Below are 18,433 nucleotides of genomic sequence, written 5' to 3' on the forward strand. Positions count from 1 at the left end.
TTTTGTTGGTTAAGGTTGGGTTGGGTTTTCTTCGTGAGCCGATCCTACTGGTTGTGTGAGTGCCTGCACGGCATCGGCCAGTTCCTGCCAGGTTCTTTCGAGTTCATTATAGAACTCTAAACCTTTGTCGGTCATCACGAAATATTTACGGGGCGGTCCACTGTTACTTTCCACCCAACGGTAGGTCAGTAAACCTGCATTTTTTAATCTTGTCAAAAGCGGGTATAAAGTACCCTCCAGGATGTGCAGGTTGGCAGCTTTCATTCGGTCCACGATATCACTGGGGTAAACCTCACCCTGCCTGATGATGGATAAAATGCAAAACTCCAATACACCCTTTCGCATCTGACTTTGTGTGTTCTGAATGTCCATAGCCGGAGTTTTTAATTGTTCCCTTACTTTTCGGGGGGTAAGCAGAACAATGATTTATAAAATTGTTTCTGTTCTGATTTGGTTAAGCAACAAGATGTCTTCTCAGAATTCTTGTTTTGCGGTTGCGTTGAATATTCCAGTAATCAACGGCACCGAATACATTTTTGTTGTTTATCTGAATACCAGTCGCAACGGTTTCTTTTACTTCTCTAACCAGATTATTCAGGTGATCCTGTCCCAGTTGCTGAAAGAAGTTTGTGTTTTGCGTTTTCATAACTCTTTATTTAATAGTGTTTTTAATTTTTCTTTTCTGAAGGGTTCGGGTTATTTCCCTTTCCTTTCATAACACAAAGATGGGGGTATTTTTGGTACTATGCAACACATAGTACCAAGTTTTTTTAGGTAATGGGCAGAGCTTAATAACTGGTTAAACTTAATTAATTGATAAACAACAAGTTACAAGATTTCAAGATTTTTACAATAGGATGAATGGTATTATTTCGTGAGAAACGGCGATTCTTTACATTGTCTCCCAAATAACTGGTTTTGGTCTGAAAAAATATTTATCGTTTTTGTACGATAAAAGAAAAAAAGGTATTTACTTTGTCTTATCGTACAAAAACGATAAAAGATGGCCACACCTAAAACAGAAGCGTTTTCAAAAAAAGAACAGGACCTCGCTGCCTTTGCAAAAGCACTGTCGCACCCGGCACGTATTGCCATATTAAAAGTGCTGGCTCAAAACAATGAATGTATATGTGGTGAGATTGTTGAAGTATTACCATTGGCACAGTCTACTGTATCGCAACACTTAAAAGAATTAAAAGATGCCGGTTTAATTGATGGTACGGTAGATGGACCACGAAGCTGTTATTGTATCAACTGGAAAGCTTTTGAAAAATTCAATACAGAGTTTTCTTCCCTTTTTCACAAACTGAAAGATCAACAGGCGAAATCATGCTGTTAGCGCTCATCACTGTATGCGGGCCATGGATCGCAGACAATAGTGACCACGAACAGTTTTTATCATCATAAAAAACAAAAAAATGCAAACAGAAACAGCCTTAAAGGCATTGGTAAAAGAAAAGTATGGCGAAATCGCTGACCAGACACGCAGCGATAATGCAGCTTCATGCTGCGGTGCAGGTGGTTGCAGCACAGAAGTGTATAATATTATGGCAGATGACTATACCCGCCTGGCAGGTTATAACCCCGATGCTGATCTTGGGTTGGGTTGCGGCTTACCCACTGAATTTGCCAGGATTAAAAAAGGGGATACCGTAATTGATCTGGGCAGTGGTGCAGGCAATGACTGCTTTATTGCCCGCGCACTTACCGGTGAGAATGGTAAAGTAATTGGTATCGACTTTACAGAACGCATGGTTGAAAAAGCAAGAACCAATGCAGAAAAACTGGGTTTTAACAATGTAGAGTTTCGTTTTGGTGATATTGAACAAATGCCTGTATCGGCAAATGTGGCCGATGTAGTCGTTAGTAATTGTGTATTGAACCTCGTACCCAATAAGTTCAATGTATTGAAAGAAGTATACCGTGTATTAAAACCCGGCGGTCACTTCAGTATTTCAGATATTGTATTGGAAGGCGAGTTGCCATCCAAACTTCGAGAAGCTGCTGAAATGTATGCCGGTTGTGTATCGGGTGCCATACAAAAAAATGTATACCTCGAACTCATTCAGGCTACAGGTTTCAAGAACGTTACCGTGCAGAAAGAAAAAAGCATACTCCTGCCCGATGATATTCTCCGTAATTATTTTTCAGCGGAAGAGATTCAATCATTCAGAAACAGTAATGCAGGTATTTATAGCATAACTGTATATGCCGAGAAACCATTAACAGAAGAAGCGCCTTGTTGTGCTCCAGGATGTTGTAATTAAATATATATCCATGAAAAAGAAACTCCTTTTTGTTTGTGTAGAAAACAGCAATCGCAGTCAGATGAGTCAGGCTTTTGCTACTATTCATGGTGGTGAACATGTTGAAGCCTTTAGTGCTGGCAGCAAACCGAGTGGTATTGTTAACCCTAAAGCCATTGCGGCCATGAAAGAACTGGGTTACGATTTAGGTTCACACGACAGCAAATCGCTGCAGGAGGTAGAAGCCTATGCTCCCTTTGACGCAGTCGTTACCATGGGCTGCGGCGATGCCTGCCCCTGGATGCCTGCCAAACAATTCATCGACTGGCAGATTCCAGATCCGAAACATATGGAACCAGAGGAGTTTAATAAAATCAGGGATTTGATTAGTGAGAAAGTAAAGAATTTGATTGCCTCTCTCTAATGTTCCAAAATCTCTGTGCAACCTCCCGTTCTCGCTTTCTCCGTGTTTAAAAAGTTCAGCAAAACTTAGCTTACAATTTGCAAGACACTATTAACAAAGAGAAAGGGGGAACGGGAGGTTATTAAGCATACTTATTTTTCTTGTGGCTCACCTCCTCTTCCGAGGATGGCTTCAATGATAGAGGTTACAAATGATACGAGTAAGCTGAAAAACAATGCAGACACCCATCCATCTACCGTAAAACCCGGAACAATAGAGGCTGCCCATTTTACAATGATAATATTGATGACGAAGAGAAAAAGTCCGAGTGTGAAAATAGTAATGGGTATCGTCAGTAAAATAAGAACGGGCTTAATGAAACTATTCAATAACCCGAGCACCACAGCAACAATTAATGCCGTGAGTGGATCCTTCACATCAATACCCCGAAGAATATATGCTGCTAATAAAATGGCAAGCGTACTTGCTATTGTTTTTGTAAAGAAACGTCCCATATAATATAGATACGTTTCAAATTAGTATTTATTTTCTGATTATCAGCGGTATTCGAAATTTTAACAGCTATGTTCCCTGCTCAGGATTTAAATCCAGAGCAGGGAATATGGTTTCTGTATTATACTACTACCAATTCATAGAAATGCTCAGGTTGAAGATGTGTTTGCGCAAGGGCTTGCAACTCTTCGCTGCTTACAGTTCGAATGGTTTCTATGCTATTGTAGAAATACTGTTCATCCAGTCCATTCAGCACATATGTTTTCCAGCGGCTGATGATCTGGAAGGGACCGTCAAGATCACCAAGTAATGAGCCGATCATATAGTTACGAACCAGATCAAGTTCTTCTTTGTCTACCGGTTCATTTCGCAATCGTTCCATTTCCTTATATACTTCAGTAATCGTTGCTTCACAAACATCACGTCCTGCTTCGGTACTGATCATCCACGCACTGTGATGGATATGATTTTGCAGGTAACTGTGTATACCATAAGTATACCCTTTGTCTTCACGTATATTACTCATGAGCCTCGACCCGAAAAATCCTCCGAAAATATTATTCAACACCTGCACTTTCGGAAAATCGGGATGATGCCTGTTAAAAAAAGATTGCGCCATTCTGATGGCTCCCTGTACACCTTCTGCATCATTAATAATCCGGTATTTTTTTTCTGTGGCAGGTGCAAGCGGGTATTCAATGGCGGGCAATGGCTTGCTGTTAAGCGGAAGTTTTCCAAACACTTTATTCAGTTGTGTTCCTAAATCGGCGGGCAGCTTTCCCGCGGCAAATACCATACAGGAACCATTTTTATAAAACTGTTCATAAAACGCTGCCATTTCTTCCCTTTGTAATGCGTCGTAATCAATTGTTGATGTGTACTTACCATAAGGATGATGAAAACCAAATACATATTCATCAATCAGGCGGTTGGCCACAAAATCGCATTTCTTGAGGTTTACTTCCAGTCTTTGTTTCTGGTTCTGTTTACAGATAGCCAGTTCTGCTTCAGGAAAAATACTTTCAGTGAGTATTTCGGCAACAACAGGCAACAGTTCATGCAGGTGTTTACTTAAACAATGTAATGTTATTGTAGCGGTTTCATTGTAACAACTACGGTTCAGGTATGCACCATAAAATTCAAAATATTCATTGATAGAATACGCATTTCGCTGAGCGGTACCATTTTTCAACAAAAAATTGGTGGTACCTGCTACTATATTTTTCGATTCGTACCAGTTGCCTGCATAAAAAACCCATTCAATCATCACCACATCCTGTGCGCCTGCATGAATGGCATAAACGGGTGTCTGGTTATCAAGTGTATAACGATCGCAGGGTTTCAGTGAAAGATTGAATGATACTGCATCGGTTATGGAAGGAGCGGTGGTTCTGTTGATCATAAATTTATATCGCTGTTAAACGGCACTGATAAGTGAATATTAATTGGCATGGTAGAACAGGGTATTGCTGTTCTCTTCGCGGAATATTTTTTTACAATATGCCTGTATATCTTCAACGGTTATCACCTGGTATTTCTGTAGCTCGGTATTCATCATATCTGCATCACCCAATAATTCATACAGGGCAAGACTATTGGCCCTGCTCATAATACTCATATCTTCAAAAGCAATAACACTTTCTGTTTTGTTTTTTACTTTCTGCAATTCCTGTTCGCTGATGAGTGTAGATTGCAGTTTACCGATCTCAGCATCTACTGCCGCAGCCGCCTCTTCCAGTTTTACTCCTTTTACCAGTTTTCCTTCTACCGTCAGCAGACCTGCATCTATACTGCCAAAATGATAACAATCCAGATTGGAGAATAATTGTCTTTCTTTCACCAGCGATTGATATAGTCTTGAAGAGCCACCGCCACCAAGTATTTCAGTAATCATATCGGCTGCATAATACCCTTTATCGAGCCGTGTATCCATATGCCATGTTTTAACAAATGCATCGAGTGGTACCTGCGCATGTACTTCGAGTTTACGTGCAAGGGTTTGTGCAGGCTCCTGTGGTAAGCTGCGCTGGTATTTTTCGCCCATCGGTATATCACCGAACCATTTATCAGCAAGTTGTTTTACCTGCTCCGTAGTTACATGACCTGTTACTACCAGTACAGCATTCACCGGTCGATAATGTTTAAAAAAGAACTGTTTTACATCATCAATATGTGCATTCTCCACATGACTCAGTTCTTTACCGATGGTCATCCAGCGGTATGGATGTTTGGTATAAGCCAGTTCACGCATTTTATGCCATACATCGCCATAAGGCTTATTGAGGTAATGTTCTTTGAACTCTTCACACACTACTTTTCGCTGAACGTCAAGACTTTTTTTACTGAATGCCAGACTCAGCATCCGGTCGCTTTCGAGCCAGAATGCGGTTTCAATATTTTCTGCCGGCACCTGACAATAATAATTGGTAAGGTCGTTGGTAGTATAGGCATTGTTTTCGCCGCCTGCTCTTTGCAGGGGCTCATCATAATCGGGAATATTGATGCTGCCTCCAAACATCAGGTGCTCGAACAGGTGTGCGAAACCTGTTTTTTCCGGGTTTTCATCACGGGCACCTACATCGTACAGCACATTAACTACAGCCATGGGGGTGGAATGATCTTCATGTACCAAAACCCTCAGTCCATTATCCAGCACAAATCGGTCATATATAATCATAGATAGAATTGAAACAGCGAAATTAAGTGAAAAGCAGGTAGTGTATCGTTTTGAGGCGCTGGCCGATCATTTCAGCCCATTAGATTTCCCAAAAACATAAATTCATTACCGGTTGCGCCTGATATCTTTTATGACCATGGTGAGTACCAGGGGTTTTTGTTCCCTGAAAATGATCACACGAACTTTACCGATAGAGTTTTGAAAAAGTGTTTTATAAGTCTGAATATTTTTAGTGTAATTATTCTCCACTGAAAAAATGATATCACCCGGCTGAAAACCTGCTTTATCGCCCGGCGAGCCTTTAATAATATCAATGACCCTTATTTCGCCATTAATCAGGTATATACCCAAACCTGTATAGGAATAGTCAAAGCTTTCAGGGAAATGATTATTGGGTTTGATATAAATAGATCGGTCGGGATAATTGAGAATAACATTGAACCTGCGCATTACATCATTGCCAATAAGTCCGCCCAGTAATGGATAGGATGTTACATTATATTCATCATCGAAAATATGTATGGGTACGTTTCTGAATTTGTAGGGGCCCAGTTTTATTTCTTTTGCCACAGTAATATCCATCATCTTCTTTCCGCCTAACCCTTCTGCCTGTGTAGGATAGAATTTTCTTTTTCGTTTGAATACTGCGCTGTCCTGTACAAATTCTTTTGAAAGCAGGAAAGTGAGACCTGCGCCTGTATCAAAAATAAAGCGTGCATTTATCACTCTCTCATCTTCTATTGTAGCTGCCTGTAAGGGGAGTGTCGAAAAATCGGGATGAAGCATATACCCCCCTTTCGGGTACCTGAACCTGCCGGGTGAATATACTTCCATCACCTGTTTGTCGTAATCGAGGTGTACAATAAATCTTCTCAAAAAACTAAACCCGATAATACCGTCAATTTTTAATCCATACACACTTGTCAGTAAATCATAATCGTTGATATGGAAATCCAGTTTATCAACCTGCAAGCCCGGCAGTTTAAGTGTATGATTATAGGCAAATTCTACCAGTTTAATACCTGCAATACCACGAATAGTCTTATCGCTCAGTTCTTTTTTCAGTCCGAGATACTCAACTGTGAGTGAGTCGAGTGAAATGCCACCACTACCTGTATCAAAAACAAAATTGAGTGTGTCGGCATGGTTATCGATCTGTGCACGGAGTAAAACAATGCCACCGCTCAACTGGGTAAAAGGGAAGCGTGTGAGCAATTTCGCTTCGGGCATGATAAATTCTTCCTGAGCATGAGCAGGGGGCAGGGCACAAAACAACCCTATCAGGAGGATGGCAATCGTTAAACGTTTCATGCAGATTCAAAATAAGCTCATTTGGCCATTACCTCCGCTTTTTTGTGTTGTTTCCGGGTGTGAATGATCATCGGCTCTTACACATGACAATCGAACTGCCGTTTTTGATGCAGCTATAATCAACCTTATCATCCTACCTTTGTTGTTTACAAGAAATTCCCTCTACATGCAGTTAGCTGATTTATACCAACGGGCACTGAATTTTGAGTTTTTAAGTATAGAAGAAGGTATGTTTCTCTTTGAACAGGCCCCTCTCTCCGAACTGATGCATGTGGCTGATGAACTGAGGAAGAAGCAGGTTCCGCATGGTAAAGTTACCTGGCAGATTGACCGGAACGTGAATACCACAAATGTTTGTATTGCCAATTGCAAATTCTGCAATTTCTACCGCATACCGGGTCATGCCGAGGCATATATCACCGATATGCCTACCTACCGTAAGAAAATTGAAGAAACATTACAATACGGCGGCGATCAATTACTGTTACAGGGAGGTCATCACCCGGAACTGGGACTGGATTTCTATACCAACACTTTCAGACAGATTAAACAGGAATATCCCCATTTAAAGCTGCACGCGCTGGGGCCACCCGAAGTGGCGCATATCTGTAAACTGGAGAAAATGAGCCATAGGGATGTGCTGAAAGCCTTACAGGAAGCTGGTCTGGACTCTTTACCCGGCGCAGGTGCCGAGATTCTGGTTGACAGGGTGCGCAGACTGATTTCGAAAGGGAAATGTGGGGCGGATGAATGGCTGGATATCATGCATGAAGCCCATAAACTGAATATCACCACCAGTGCCACCATGATGTTTGGGCATGTTGAAACACTTGAAGAGCGATTTATTCATTTAACACGGATACGGGAGGTTCAAAGTCGTAAACCCGAAGAGGCAAACGGATTCCTGGCTTTTATTCCATGGACCTTTCAGGATGTAGATACCCTGCTTACCCGTATCAGGGGGGTTCATAACCTTACCACTACCGATGAATATATCAGGATGATTGCCATCAGCCGTATTATGTTGCCTAATGTGAAGAATATACAGGCCAGCTGGCTTACAGTGGGTAAACAAACGGCCCAGATTTGTCTGCATGCTGGTGCCAATGATTTTGGTTCCATTATGATCGAGGAAAATGTGGTAAGCGCCGCCGGCGCCCCCCACCGTTTTACCTATAAAACCATGCAGGATGCCATCCGCGAAGCCGGTTTTGAGCCCCAGTTACGCGGCCAGCAGTACAACTGGAGGGAAATTCCGGAAAGTATACAGGAGCAGGTGATAGATTATTAGTCCATAGTCGATAGACCATAGTTTATGGCTATGGACTATTAGCTATAAACTATCGATTTTTAACTTCCTTTAACGTTAAAACCTTTCTTGTTTAAGATTCTTGTATATAACTTTACCATTCCTTAAACCCGGCTTATGAAAAAAAGATACCTCTTTCTCCCAGTGGCAGCTACTGTCATGTTATTCGCAGTCGGGTATATTACGGAGAATTACAGCAATAAAAAGATTTGTGAGACTTCCAAAAACTGTCCATTGAAGCAGAAAAAGCAAACCACAAAGCCTCAGGGCAGCAGTCCGGATGAAATGCATTATGGCGGATTAAACCGTTTAATTGTCTCAACTTTCCGATAATCATTGATCCTGCGCCATAAACGCAGGATTTTTTTTCTTTGCACTGTAACAAAAGTCTCCGCCGCCCGTATAACCTTTATACAAGGCAATCATTTGAATTATCGCTGCTGTTTATGACCGAGCAAGAGTACAATAACTGTGTGAACCTATACGCCGACAACGTGTATCGTTTCATCGTGAAGAATCTTCGCCATGAAGAGGATGCAAGGGATATCGTTCAGACAGCCTTCGAAAAACTCTGGCGCAACCGGGAAGCAGTTGAAAACGGCAAATCGAAATCCTATCTTTTTACAGTGGCCTATAACCAGATGATTGACCATATCAGGAAAGTGAAGAGGATTCAGTTAAAAGACGAATTCCAGGAAGATGGCAGATCGGAGCAGATAAGCGGCAATAACAGGAATGTAAAAAAGATACTGATGGAGGCATTAAACAGGCTGAATGAAACACAACGAAGCCTGGTAATGCTGAAAGACTATGAAGGATATAGCTATGAAGAAATCGGACAGATCATGGGATTAAATGAAAGCCAGGTGAAAGTTTATCTTCATCGTGCCCGACTTACCCTGCGGAATTATTTAGTGAGTCCTGAAAATGTTTTATAATTAATCAATATAATGATCAACATCAACAGACATAATTACGAGGAGTTTTTCCTGCTCTATACAGACAGGGAGCTTTCTCCTGCCGAAAGGATGGCTGTTGAACAGTTTGTTCAGGAAAATCCTGACCTGGCAGATGAGTTTCTTGCGCTGCAACAAACTACTTTGCCTGTTGAAGAGAACCTGGTCACAGATAAATCATTACTCTACCGCAATGCAGGTGAGGAAATTGGTTTACACAATCATACTGAGCAATTTCTGTTATATGTAGATGATGAACTCGTACCTGAAGAGCGTGAAGCAGTTGAAAGATTCGTATTACAACATCCGGCATTACAGGAAGAATTTGTTCAGTTCAAACAAACCAAGCTCCCTGTTGAAGAACTTGTTTTCCCATATAAAAACAGTTTATACAGAACTGAGTCTGAAAGAAGGCCCATTGTATACATGCGCTGGATGAAAATGGTTGCAGCAGCAGCAATAATAGGATTTGGATTTTTTCTCTGGACCATTACCGGCAATACCGGTTCAACCATAAGCAACGATAACCAACTGGCAACTGTTACTGATAAGAAAATAGTGGGCACTGATAATACAAACAGTTCTTCTGTCGTTAATGAACCGGCAGAAATAACTGATAACAGTTCTGGTTCTTATACCTCAAATAAAGTAAATAAGATTGCTCAGCAAAATACTGTTTCGGTTTTACAACAATCCTTAGCTGTAAATGTACCCATTACAAACACCAGTGAGGATTTGAAAACAAAACCTGAACTGATCATTGAAAGACAAAATACCATTACCGCAGAAGAGTCTGTAAAACCTTTGATGAATACAAAAACATTTGCGGGTATTGCCGCCAATGAAGCCATCAATGTAAACGAAATGATTAAAACAGCTGCCAGTCCTGATGAAACGGAAGCTCCTGAAAAAGAAGCATTGGTTCAACAGGTGGTTTATAGGGAGTTGGATACAGAAACCAATAGTAATAATAAAAGTTTATTGATTGGTTCTGTTGAAATTAATAAAGATAAACTTCGTGGCCTTTTCCGTAAGGCAACCAGTATATTCAGAAGCAAGAAAGCTGAAGAAGCCGAAACCGTTGGTACCGGCCCCTCAAGACCATTAAAATAAAAGAGAAAAGCACATCGTATGAAACGTTTAGCCATTGTAACAGCAGCATTCCTGCTTTCAGGATCGCTGTTTGCCCAGACAGACAGTACAGGTAATAATTCCGACACCGTTAAAGTGGGCAATTTTATTATCATCAAGAAAAACAAAGACGGTAACAGCAGTAGTTCCGATAACAAAGGAATATGGAAAGACTGGGATCGTAACTTTGATATCAAGATTGAACGCAGAAACAGGGCCAAAAGAAATATCAGCACCAACTGGTGGATCATGGACCTAGGGTTCACCAATTTCCGCGACCAAACCAATTACACCAATGCACAGGCAGGTGGTTATTTCAGAAATTTTCGGCCGGCCGATGGAGCCGTGAACCAGAACAGTTTTAAACTGAATACCGGCAAATCTACCAACGTGAATATCTGGTTCTTTATGCAGAAAGTAAACGTGGTAAAACATGTAGTGAACCTGAAATATGGGTTGGGCCTGGAAATGTATAATTTCCGTTACGATTCACGTATCAGTTACAGAAAAGATCCTAATCCGTACGTGTACAACGATTCCATCAGTTTCTCCAAGAATAAACTTTATGCCGGTTACCTGACTGTTCCTTTCATGCTTAATATAAATACTTCGCCAAATAACAGAAGAGGTTTTAGTATCAGTGCCGGTATGAGTGCGGGTTACCTTATCAGCAGCAGGAACAAACAAAAAAGCAGTGAACGAGGCAAACAAAAATCGCCTGGTGATTTCAACCTAGAACCTTTCCGCTTAGCAGCTATTGGTGAAGTAGGTTTAGGACCGGTACGTTTATATGGCAGTTACAGCATTAATAAATTACACAAAGATATTACCAGGGTTGAGCAGTATCCTTATGCAGTAGGCATCAGGTTCAGCAGATGGTAGCGGCAGCGGGCTGCAAGCCGCAAGCGACAAGCTACAAGAGACAAGGGTACAAGATTCAAGGAAAATCTCCTGAACCTTGTACCCTTGTCTCTTGTAGCTTGTCTCTTGGTACTTGGTACTTGTTACTTGTCTTTTCCTTGTAGCTTGTCACTTGTAGCTTATCCCTTAACATAACGTTTGTTAACCAAAACTTTTGTCAATTAACCAGAGTACAACACCGGGTCATGCAGCGGAATTTTAGTTTCGGGTTCTCACCAAAAACCTATTTGTATGAAACCCCTCCTGTATGCTCCCTGCCTGTTGGCCATTTTAATTGGGGGCACTTCTTTCAGAAGCCCGCGAAACCTCAACACCGAACATGCTACTAAAAACACTTACTACATCCTTGTTGTAAAAACGAAGTATGAAATGAAAGTGTACGATTCTACCGGCGAGTGTCTGGCCGTCTACCCAGTGGTATTTGGCAATAAAGACATGGGCGATAAAATGATGCAGGGCGACCGCCGAACCCCCGAAGGAACTTTTAAAATCAGCTTCAAAAGAAAACATGAAAAATGGAGCCGCTTTCTGCTGATCGATTACCCCAATGCTGAAAGTGTGGCCAAATTCAACCAGCGTAAAGCGGCCGGACTCATTCCAGCCAACGCCCAAATTGGTGGAAGCATCGGCATTCACGGCACCTGGCCCAATGAAGATTATGCGGTAGATGGATTACAAAACTGGACCGAAGGATGCATCAGCACCAAAAACAGGTATGTGGAAGAAATTTTTGATGTACTGCCGGTGGGAACGAGGATTACGATCAGGAAATGAAACTAAAAATTCAAAAGGTAAAATTCAAAATTGATCCCTTTTGAATTTTGCCTTTTGAATTTTTAATTTTTTAGAAAAATTGCCTACTTATTTAGAAAATAACTCATTACAGTCACCCATTTCCCCGTTTCTTTCTTGAAAAGGCTCTCATGACCGCTTTGCAGGTATTTGATCATTACCTTATCATGACTTGAAATATTGCTGAATAAAGCGTTCGTTTCGTCTTCGGTAACACGTTTATCACCAGCTCCCCACTGAAGCAAAACAGGGCAGCTTACCTTCTTCGCATATTCTTCCGGTCTGTGGCTAAAAGCCCAGGAACCGATTTCGAGTCCACCCCAGAAAGTGAGTAAACTACTCAGGGGTTCTGAAGGTAGTCCCATAGTTTTCATTCTACCCTGCACGGCACTGTGTAATGAGCCAAAGGGCATTTCGAGGATGAGCTTGCTGGGCTTGAGGCCAAATTCGTCAATGGCTTTAAGCGCCGTGGCTGCCCCCATCGATATCCCCCAGATAATAATATTTTGTTCGCCTTTTGCAACAATGTAATCGTATGCAGCTTTTACATCTCTCGACTCATAAATACCTATAGATGTTGTATTGCCATCACTGTTACCATGCGCCCTGAAATCGGTTAGCATTACATGATAACCCATTTCATACAGTTTTCTGGCTTCGGCAATGATGCCACTTTTACTGCTGCCATGACCATGAAACATGAGTACAGTTCCTTTTGCTGAATCTCGTTTGGCATACCAGCTTTCGAGTTGAAGGCTGTCGGTGGTTTTGAGGAAAACTGTATCATGCGGTAACCCTAATGAGTCGACCACTTTGGTTTTGGGATAACGAATACCAAAGAAAATAGCTTTCAGTTTTTCGCCACCGCTCATTTGTTCCGGTTTTTTTACCGGTGCAGCATTACTGTAAAAATGTGTGAACTTATAGGCATGAAATGCAGCAATAATATTTACCAGCAGCAATACTCCGAGCAGGGTATAACCAATTCTTTTAAGCCATTTAATAATCATAACCAATCAATTTAATGGTATTAGTTAATAATGGCCGATCCGAAATAGGGCTGTAAAGAGGCAGGTAACTTTATACTTTCTGCAGTCTGGTGATTCTCCAGCAAACAAGCCACGATCCTGGGAAGCGCCAGAGAACTTCCATTGAGTGAATGTGCCAATTGCATTTTACCATTGGCGTCTTTATACCTGCATTTCAAACGATTTGTCTGGTAATTCTCAAAATTGCTTACACTGCTTACTTCCAGCCAGCGTTCCTGTGCGGCGCTGAATACTTCGAAGTCGTAGGTAATGGCACTGGCAAAACCCATGTCGCCGCCACATAATCTTAGAATGCGGTAAGGCAGTTCAAGTGTATTCAATAATTTTTCCACGTGCAATACCATTTCTTCCAGTGCAGCATGGCTTTTCTCTGGTGCGACAATCTGTATAATTTCTACTTTTTCAAACTGGTGTAAACGGTTCAATCCACGCACATCCTTTCCGTAACTACCCGCTTCTCTTCTGAAACAGGGAGAATAGGCGGTCATTTTCACCGGAAAATCTTCTTCTTTTAAAATTACATCGCGGTATACATTGGTAACAGGTACTTCTGCTGTTGGAATCATGTAGAAATCATCTTCCGGCATATAATACATCTGTCCTTCTTTATCAGGCAACTGTCCTGTACCCATGGCAGATGCGGCATTTACCATAAAGGGTGGCAGGTATTCTGTATAACCGGCAGCGGTATTAAAATCGAGAAAATACTGGATGAGTGCACGTTGCAGTTTGGCACCCTTACCTATATATACAGGGAAACCACTTCCGGTAATTTTATTACCCAGCTCAAAATCGATCAGGTTGTATTTTTTGGTAAGGTCCCAGTGTGGCTGGGCTCCTTCATATAAAGCAGGCTTTGTACCAGCTTCGCGTACCACTACATTCTCTTCTGGTGTTCTGCCCTCCGGCACTTCTGTTGTGGGGAGGTTGGGTAACTGTAATAAGGTATCAAGCAATGTTTGTTCCACCACTGCCATTTGTTCCTTTATGGGTTCGAGACTGGTTTTCAAGCCCGCTACTTCCGCTTTCATGGTTTCAGCAGCTTCTTTATTACCCTGACCCATCAATTTACCGATTTCTTTCGATGCGGCATTGATTTTACCCTGTGTGGTATCGAAATCGAGCTGGAGTTTTTTACGCTCATCATCCAATCCAATAATGGTATCAACCAGTTCTGGTTGTTTAAAATGTTTTACCGCCAGTCTTTTCTTTACTTCTTCCGGATTCGCTCTCAGAACACTCACTTGTAACATAAGGGTCAATTTGCGGCAAAGATAACAGCTAAAGGCTGATGAAGAAAGGCTTTGAGGGTTTACCTTTGCGGTATGCAATATGTAAGTGATGATCTTCAGCAACGCTGGTGGGCACTTGAGGCTCAACTGTTAGAACGTTTTGGTAAAAAACCCGACCTCGAAGCCATTCTTTTCCTGATTGGTTTACAGGAAACCGGTTTTATCCGTGAAAAAGTAACAAAAGAACAAAAACAGGATCTGATGCACGTGGCCATATGCACGGTATTGTCGCAGAGTGGTTATTATATACTGGAAGGAAAAGACGAAGAAGGATGGCCCCATTTTAAGCAGGTAAAAGAATTAACGCCGATGCCCCTTCCGGAGCAGGAAAACTTTATCAAAGATCATGTTTTGCTGTACTTCCAGCATGTGGATAATAGTTAATGGTGTATAGCCTATAGTAAGTGTTGTATCATTCGCTATAAATCATAGGTCATAAACCAAGGAATAAATTTTCCATGTTCCGGAATTAATCAATATTTGCAGCAGAACAGTCCATGGTCTATAGACTATGGACCATGGACTAAAAACTTAAAAACCAAGCTATATGAACTTCCCAGCCGATTTACGCTACACAAAGGACCACGAATGGATTAAATTAGAAGGCAATACTGCTACCATTGGTATTACTGATTTTGCTCAGCATGAGCTGGGTGATATTGTTTATGTTGATATCAGCACAACCGGGAAGAGTCTGGCAGCGGAAGAAGTATTTGGTACAGTAGAAGCGGTTAAAACCGTAAGCGACCTGTTTTTACCAGTAGCCGGTACCATTCTCGAAGTAAACAGTTTACTTGAAAAACAGCCCGAACTCGTAAATACCGACCCATATGGTGATGGCTGGATGATTAAAATGACCGTAAGTAGCGTTTCTGATGTGGAAGCCCTGATGAGCAGCGAAGCCTATGCGGCACTGGTTGGATAGTTTTAAAACCATCCGAACAATTTCCTCGTAAATTGGTTACCTAACCTTGTACAAAACACCACCTGCTTTTGGAAGTAGCCAAAAAATACAGCGAATCCGAACTGGTACATCTGCTCCAGCAGCGTGGACAGCATGTATTTAGTTACCTGTACGATAACTACTCAGGTGCCCTTTTATCCATTATCTATAATATTGTAAAGGATGAAGAACTGGCTAATGATGTTTTACAGGAAGTATTTGTAAAAATCTGGCGTCAGGTCGAAAGTTACGATAGTAGCAAAGGCAGGTTATTTACCTGGATGCTGAATATTGCCCGTAATGCATCAATTGATACCGTACGGAGTAAAAGCTACCAGAATAACCAGAAAAACCAGGAATTATCTGAAAACGTATATAGTGCAGCCGGTTCCGCGCAGTTACAGGTAGACCAGATAGGTTTACGCAAACTGGTTCACAAGTTAAAAGAGGAATACCGTGTACTGATTGATCTGTCTTATTTTCAGGGCTTTACCCAGGATGAAATTTCCAAAATGCTGGATATACCTTTGGGTACCGTTAAAACAAGACTAAGAACAGCATTAATTCAATTAAGAGGCATTATTCAACCATAAATGAATATACAGGCATACATAGAAAGTGGAATCATCGAGAGCTATGTCTTGGGCATGGCCGATGATCAGGAGCGTGCCGAGCTGGAACAATTAAGCCAACAGCACCCTGAAATAAGGGCTGCTATTGAAGCTTTTGAGTTATCGCTCGAACAAACTGCACTTGCCAATGCTATGTCACCTGCCCAGCGTGTGAAGTCTGATTTATTTGCCCAACTTGAAAATGAATTCAAACCGGCTACTGAAACAAAGCTTGTTCATATGCCTGTTGCCAATACAGGCTGGTTACGTTATGTAGCTGCCGCTTCTGTGATATTACTCGTTGTAAGCGCTGCTACCAATGTTTACTTCTACAACCAGTTCCGCGAAGCATCCAGCCAATACCAGGCCCTGCTTACTGAAAAAACAAGTCTGCTCGCGCAAAACGAAGCCTTACAAACCAAGGGTCTTGATTTATACAATGGCATGCAGATCATGAGCGATCCCGCATTTACAAAAGTGTCGATGCCCGGTATAAAAACAGAAGAAAATAAACTGGCTACTGTATTCTGGGATAAGAAAAACAATGAAGTATACCTGCTGGCCAATCGTTTACCACAAACCAGTACCGATACGCAATACCAGTTATGGGCCATTGTAGATGGCAAGCCTGTTGATGCAGGAATGATTGACGCCTGCAGTGGTTTATGTAAAATGAAAAATATCAGTAACGCTTCTGCTTTTGCCATTACACTGGAAAAACGTGGTGGCAGTCCAACACCTAATCTTCAGCAGTTACAGGTAATTGGTAATGTTGCAGGATAATTATAATGACTGCTCATTTATTCTCAAGTACTCATAAGTTTCTCTATAAAAAAACCAGGCATACTTTTAAAGTATACCTGGTTTAATACCACATCATACAAACAATAAATCAGTACCCCGGATTCTGCACCATATTTGGATTGGCATCCATTTCAGCCTGTGGAATAGGCAATAAACGCCTGTTGAAAGGGTAAGGAATGGTTCTGGCTGAAGCCGGATAATCAGCACTTCTGTTGATGGTACGTTTTAAACGGTTGAGGTCATGAAACCGATGTCCTTCAAATGCCAGTTCTTTTCTACGTTCTGTAAGTATATCTTCCAGTAATGCAGCACCTGTTGATGTAAAACCTGTGAATGATGCATCGCGGCGGGTAGCTACTGCATTCAGGTAATTTCTTGCATCTGTTTCATTTGTACCTAAGCTGGCTTCTGCTGCTATCATGTACACATCACTTAAACGCAGCACTTTGGTATCATCTCTGTCGGTAACAATATTGGTGTACTTATTTACAAATACAGCCGCACCAGAACGCGTTCCCGGAGTTAACAAAGATTTTCTTACATCAGTTGCAGTATATGAATTGTACAAGTCTGATGCACAAATCATATCACCATAACCATTTTGTGAATAGATATAACCCAATGCATCAAAACCAAGATTTGCTACTCCATCTGATGAAACTTCAAATAAGGTTTCCAGTTTATTAGTCAATGGTGCCGGATTTTGCCAGTAAGAAACATAATTGTTTGCCCCTACCAATGTATATCCACCATTATTAATTACATCAATCGCTGCAGTACGGGCGTTTGCCATATCGCCCTTTGTAAGATGTACTTTTGCTTCCAGGGCTCTAGCAGCATATTTAGTAAACTGCGATGAGTTCGTGGTTTGGGTCATAAGGTTATACGCTTTTGATAAATCATCTAAAATCAAAGCATATACTTCAGCAATAGTGTTTCTTTTGGGTTTTACACCTATATTAAATGTGGTAATAATTGGCACGCCCACATCGGATGGATTATCTGTATAAGGTTTTGCAAAAAAGCGAACCAATTCAAAATACATCAAGGCCCGTATAGCATGTGCTTCGCCGCGGTACTGTCGTGCAGTAGCTGTACCATCGATGGTTGAGTTAAGAATATTATTTACCCTCAAAATTGTATGATACCCCGCTGTCCACATCCCCAACGCATTTCCATCTACCACCGGTGTTCCGTATTGATTATAAAATGTGTATCTGTTGGAATTTGTCAGTGACTGGTAAGTAACATCTGCCATCAGATCGCCTAAAACAGGAATTGTTCTACCGTATAAATCAACATTACGTAAACTGGCGTAAGCACCCCGCAAGGCAACCAGTATATCGGCTTCCGATTGTAAAGCGTCTTCCACAGGAAGAGCGTTGTATGGTTTTTTCTCCAGAAAATCTTTTGAACAAGACATCAGGAAGAAGAAACAACCTATAAAATAATATTTCATTTTCATGATTAGATAA

At 41.4% G+C, this 18,433-nt stretch carries 22 protein-coding genes; 13 read left to right on the plus strand and 9 right to left on the minus strand.

Annotated elements, in window-relative coordinates; translation table 11 throughout:
• Nucleotides 1–9: 9 nt before the first annotated feature.
• Together KXJ59_RS14030 and KXJ59_RS14035 are read right to left on the minus strand one after the other, a co-directional pair.
• Nucleotides 10–372, minus strand: a complete 363-nt coding sequence (locus KXJ59_RS14030) for a PadR family transcriptional regulator (protein ID WP_295205906.1) — start codon at nt 370–372, stop codon at nt 10–12.
• Nucleotides 373–454: 82 nt separating this feature from the next.
• On the minus strand, nt 455–646 hold the full coding sequence (locus KXJ59_RS14035) for a hypothetical protein (protein ID WP_295205909.1): 192 nt from the start codon (nt 644–646) through the stop codon (nt 455–457).
• 357 nt (nt 647–1,003) lie between these two features.
• On the opposite strand from KXJ59_RS14035, the gene KXJ59_RS14040 reads away from it, so the two are divergent.
• The 3 genes from KXJ59_RS14040 to KXJ59_RS14050 all read left to right on the plus strand — a co-directional run bounded on the left by KXJ59_RS14040 (nt 1,004) and on the right by KXJ59_RS14050 (nt 2,670).
• Nucleotides 1,004–1,339: a metalloregulator ArsR/SmtB family transcription factor gene (locus tag KXJ59_RS14040; RefSeq protein WP_295205912.1), complete on the plus strand. Its 336-nt coding sequence runs from the start codon at nt 1,004–1,006 to the stop codon at nt 1,337–1,339.
• 79 nt (nt 1,340–1,418) lie between these two features.
• Nucleotides 1,419–2,267, plus strand: a complete 849-nt coding sequence (locus KXJ59_RS14045; RefSeq protein ID WP_295205914.1) for an arsenite methyltransferase — start codon at nt 1,419–1,421, stop codon at nt 2,265–2,267.
• Between the two features lie 10 nt (nt 2,268–2,277).
• Complete coding sequence (locus KXJ59_RS14050; RefSeq protein ID WP_295205917.1) at nt 2,278–2,670, plus strand: arsenate reductase ArsC; 393 nt, start codon at nt 2,278–2,280, stop codon at nt 2,668–2,670.
• 131 nt (nt 2,671–2,801) lie between these two features.
• On the opposite strand, the gene KXJ59_RS14055 is transcribed toward KXJ59_RS14050, so the two are convergent.
• The 4 genes from KXJ59_RS14055 to KXJ59_RS14070 all read right to left on the minus strand — a co-directional run bounded on the left by KXJ59_RS14055 (nt 2,802) and on the right by KXJ59_RS14070 (nt 7,150).
• Nucleotides 2,802–3,164 carry a phage holin family protein gene (locus KXJ59_RS14055; protein WP_295205919.1) on the minus strand — a complete coding sequence of 121 codons (363 nt, stop codon included), beginning with the start codon at nt 3,162–3,164 and terminating at the stop codon, nt 2,802–2,804.
• A 119-nt stretch (nt 3,165–3,283) separates the two neighbouring features.
• Nucleotides 3,284–4,564 carry a pitrilysin family protein gene (locus KXJ59_RS14060; protein ID WP_295205922.1) on the minus strand — a complete coding sequence of 427 codons (1,281 nt, stop codon included), beginning with the start codon at nt 4,562–4,564 and terminating at the stop codon, nt 3,284–3,286.
• A 39-nt stretch (nt 4,565–4,603) separates the two neighbouring features.
• Nucleotides 4,604–5,839, minus strand: coding sequence for a pitrilysin family protein (locus KXJ59_RS14065; protein ID WP_295205925.1), 1,236 nt, complete (start codon nt 5,837–5,839; stop codon nt 4,604–4,606).
• 105 nt (nt 5,840–5,944) lie between these two features.
• The gene (locus KXJ59_RS14070; protein WP_295205928.1) at nt 5,945–7,150 is read right to left on the minus strand and encodes an aspartyl protease family protein; all 1,206 of its coding nucleotides are present in this window, start codon (nt 7,148–7,150) and stop codon (nt 5,945–5,947) included.
• 166 nt (nt 7,151–7,316) lie between these two features.
• Between KXJ59_RS14070 and mqnC the strand changes: the two genes are divergently transcribed.
• The 6 genes from mqnC (at nt 7,317) to KXJ59_RS14100 (ending at nt 12,241) form a co-directional block, all read left to right on the plus strand.
• A complete protein-coding gene (gene mqnC, locus KXJ59_RS14075) occupies nt 7,317–8,441 on the plus strand; it encodes a cyclic dehypoxanthinyl futalosine synthase (protein ID WP_295205930.1) in 1,125 nt (374 codons plus the stop codon).
• Nucleotides 8,442–8,576: 135 nt separating this feature from the next.
• Nucleotides 8,577–8,792, plus strand: a complete 216-nt coding sequence (locus KXJ59_RS14080; RefSeq protein ID WP_295205933.1) for a hypothetical protein — start codon at nt 8,577–8,579, stop codon at nt 8,790–8,792.
• Between the two features lie 113 nt (nt 8,793–8,905).
• Nucleotides 8,906–9,397 carry an RNA polymerase sigma factor gene (locus KXJ59_RS14085; protein ID WP_295205935.1) on the plus strand — a complete coding sequence of 164 codons (492 nt, stop codon included), beginning with the start codon at nt 8,906–8,908 and terminating at the stop codon, nt 9,395–9,397.
• 12 nt (nt 9,398–9,409) lie between these two features.
• Nucleotides 9,410–10,528 (plus strand): hypothetical protein, encoded by a 1,119-nt coding sequence (locus KXJ59_RS14090; RefSeq protein ID WP_295205937.1) that lies wholly within the window; start codon nt 9,410–9,412, stop codon nt 10,526–10,528.
• A gap of 18 nt (nt 10,529–10,546) precedes the next feature.
• Nucleotides 10,547–11,428 (plus strand): outer membrane beta-barrel protein, encoded by an 882-nt coding sequence (locus KXJ59_RS14095; RefSeq protein WP_295205941.1) that lies wholly within the window; start codon nt 10,547–10,549, stop codon nt 11,426–11,428.
• Nucleotides 11,429–11,698: 270 nt separating this feature from the next.
• Entirely contained in the window at nt 11,699–12,241 is a 543-nt protein-coding gene (locus KXJ59_RS14100; protein WP_295205944.1) for a L,D-transpeptidase, read from the plus strand.
• 83 nt (nt 12,242–12,324) lie between these two features.
• Here KXJ59_RS14100 and KXJ59_RS14105 read toward each other — a convergent pair whose 3' ends face one another.
• Both KXJ59_RS14105 and serS read right to left on the minus strand, forming a co-directional pair.
• Complete coding sequence (locus KXJ59_RS14105) at nt 12,325–13,269, minus strand: alpha/beta fold hydrolase (RefSeq protein ID WP_295205947.1); 945 nt, start codon at nt 13,267–13,269, stop codon at nt 12,325–12,327.
• A 20-nt stretch (nt 13,270–13,289) separates the two neighbouring features.
• Nucleotides 13,290–14,561: a serine--tRNA ligase gene (gene serS / locus KXJ59_RS14110; protein ID WP_295205950.1), complete on the minus strand. Its 1,272-nt coding sequence runs from the start codon at nt 14,559–14,561 to the stop codon at nt 13,290–13,292.
• Between the two features lie 72 nt (nt 14,562–14,633).
• On the opposite strand from serS, the gene KXJ59_RS14115 reads away from it, so the two are divergent.
• From KXJ59_RS14115 to KXJ59_RS14130, 4 genes are all read left to right on the plus strand, one after another.
• Nucleotides 14,634–14,984, plus strand: coding sequence for a hypothetical protein (locus tag KXJ59_RS14115; RefSeq protein ID WP_295205953.1), 351 nt, complete (start codon nt 14,634–14,636; stop codon nt 14,982–14,984).
• Between the two features lie 163 nt (nt 14,985–15,147).
• Nucleotides 15,148–15,525, plus strand: a complete 378-nt coding sequence (gene gcvH, locus KXJ59_RS14120; protein WP_295205956.1) for a glycine cleavage system protein GcvH — start codon at nt 15,148–15,150, stop codon at nt 15,523–15,525.
• Between the two features lie 68 nt (nt 15,526–15,593).
• A complete protein-coding gene (locus tag KXJ59_RS14125) occupies nt 15,594–16,136 on the plus strand; it encodes a sigma-70 family RNA polymerase sigma factor (protein WP_295205958.1) in 543 nt (180 codons plus the stop codon).
• Complete coding sequence (locus KXJ59_RS14130) at nt 16,137–16,937, plus strand: anti-sigma factor (protein ID WP_295205959.1); 801 nt, start codon at nt 16,137–16,139, stop codon at nt 16,935–16,937.
• 109 nt (nt 16,938–17,046) lie between these two features.
• On the opposite strand, the gene KXJ59_RS14135 is transcribed toward KXJ59_RS14130, so the two are convergent.
• Entirely contained in the window at nt 17,047–18,423 is a 1,377-nt protein-coding gene (locus KXJ59_RS14135) for a RagB/SusD family nutrient uptake outer membrane protein (RefSeq protein WP_295205962.1), read from the minus strand.
• Nucleotides 18,424–18,433: the final 10 nt, after the last annotated feature.

Source organism: Sediminibacterium sp. (genome assembly GCF_019264485.1).
Taxonomy (GTDB): Bacteria; Bacteroidota; Bacteroidia; order Chitinophagales; family Chitinophagaceae; genus Sediminibacterium.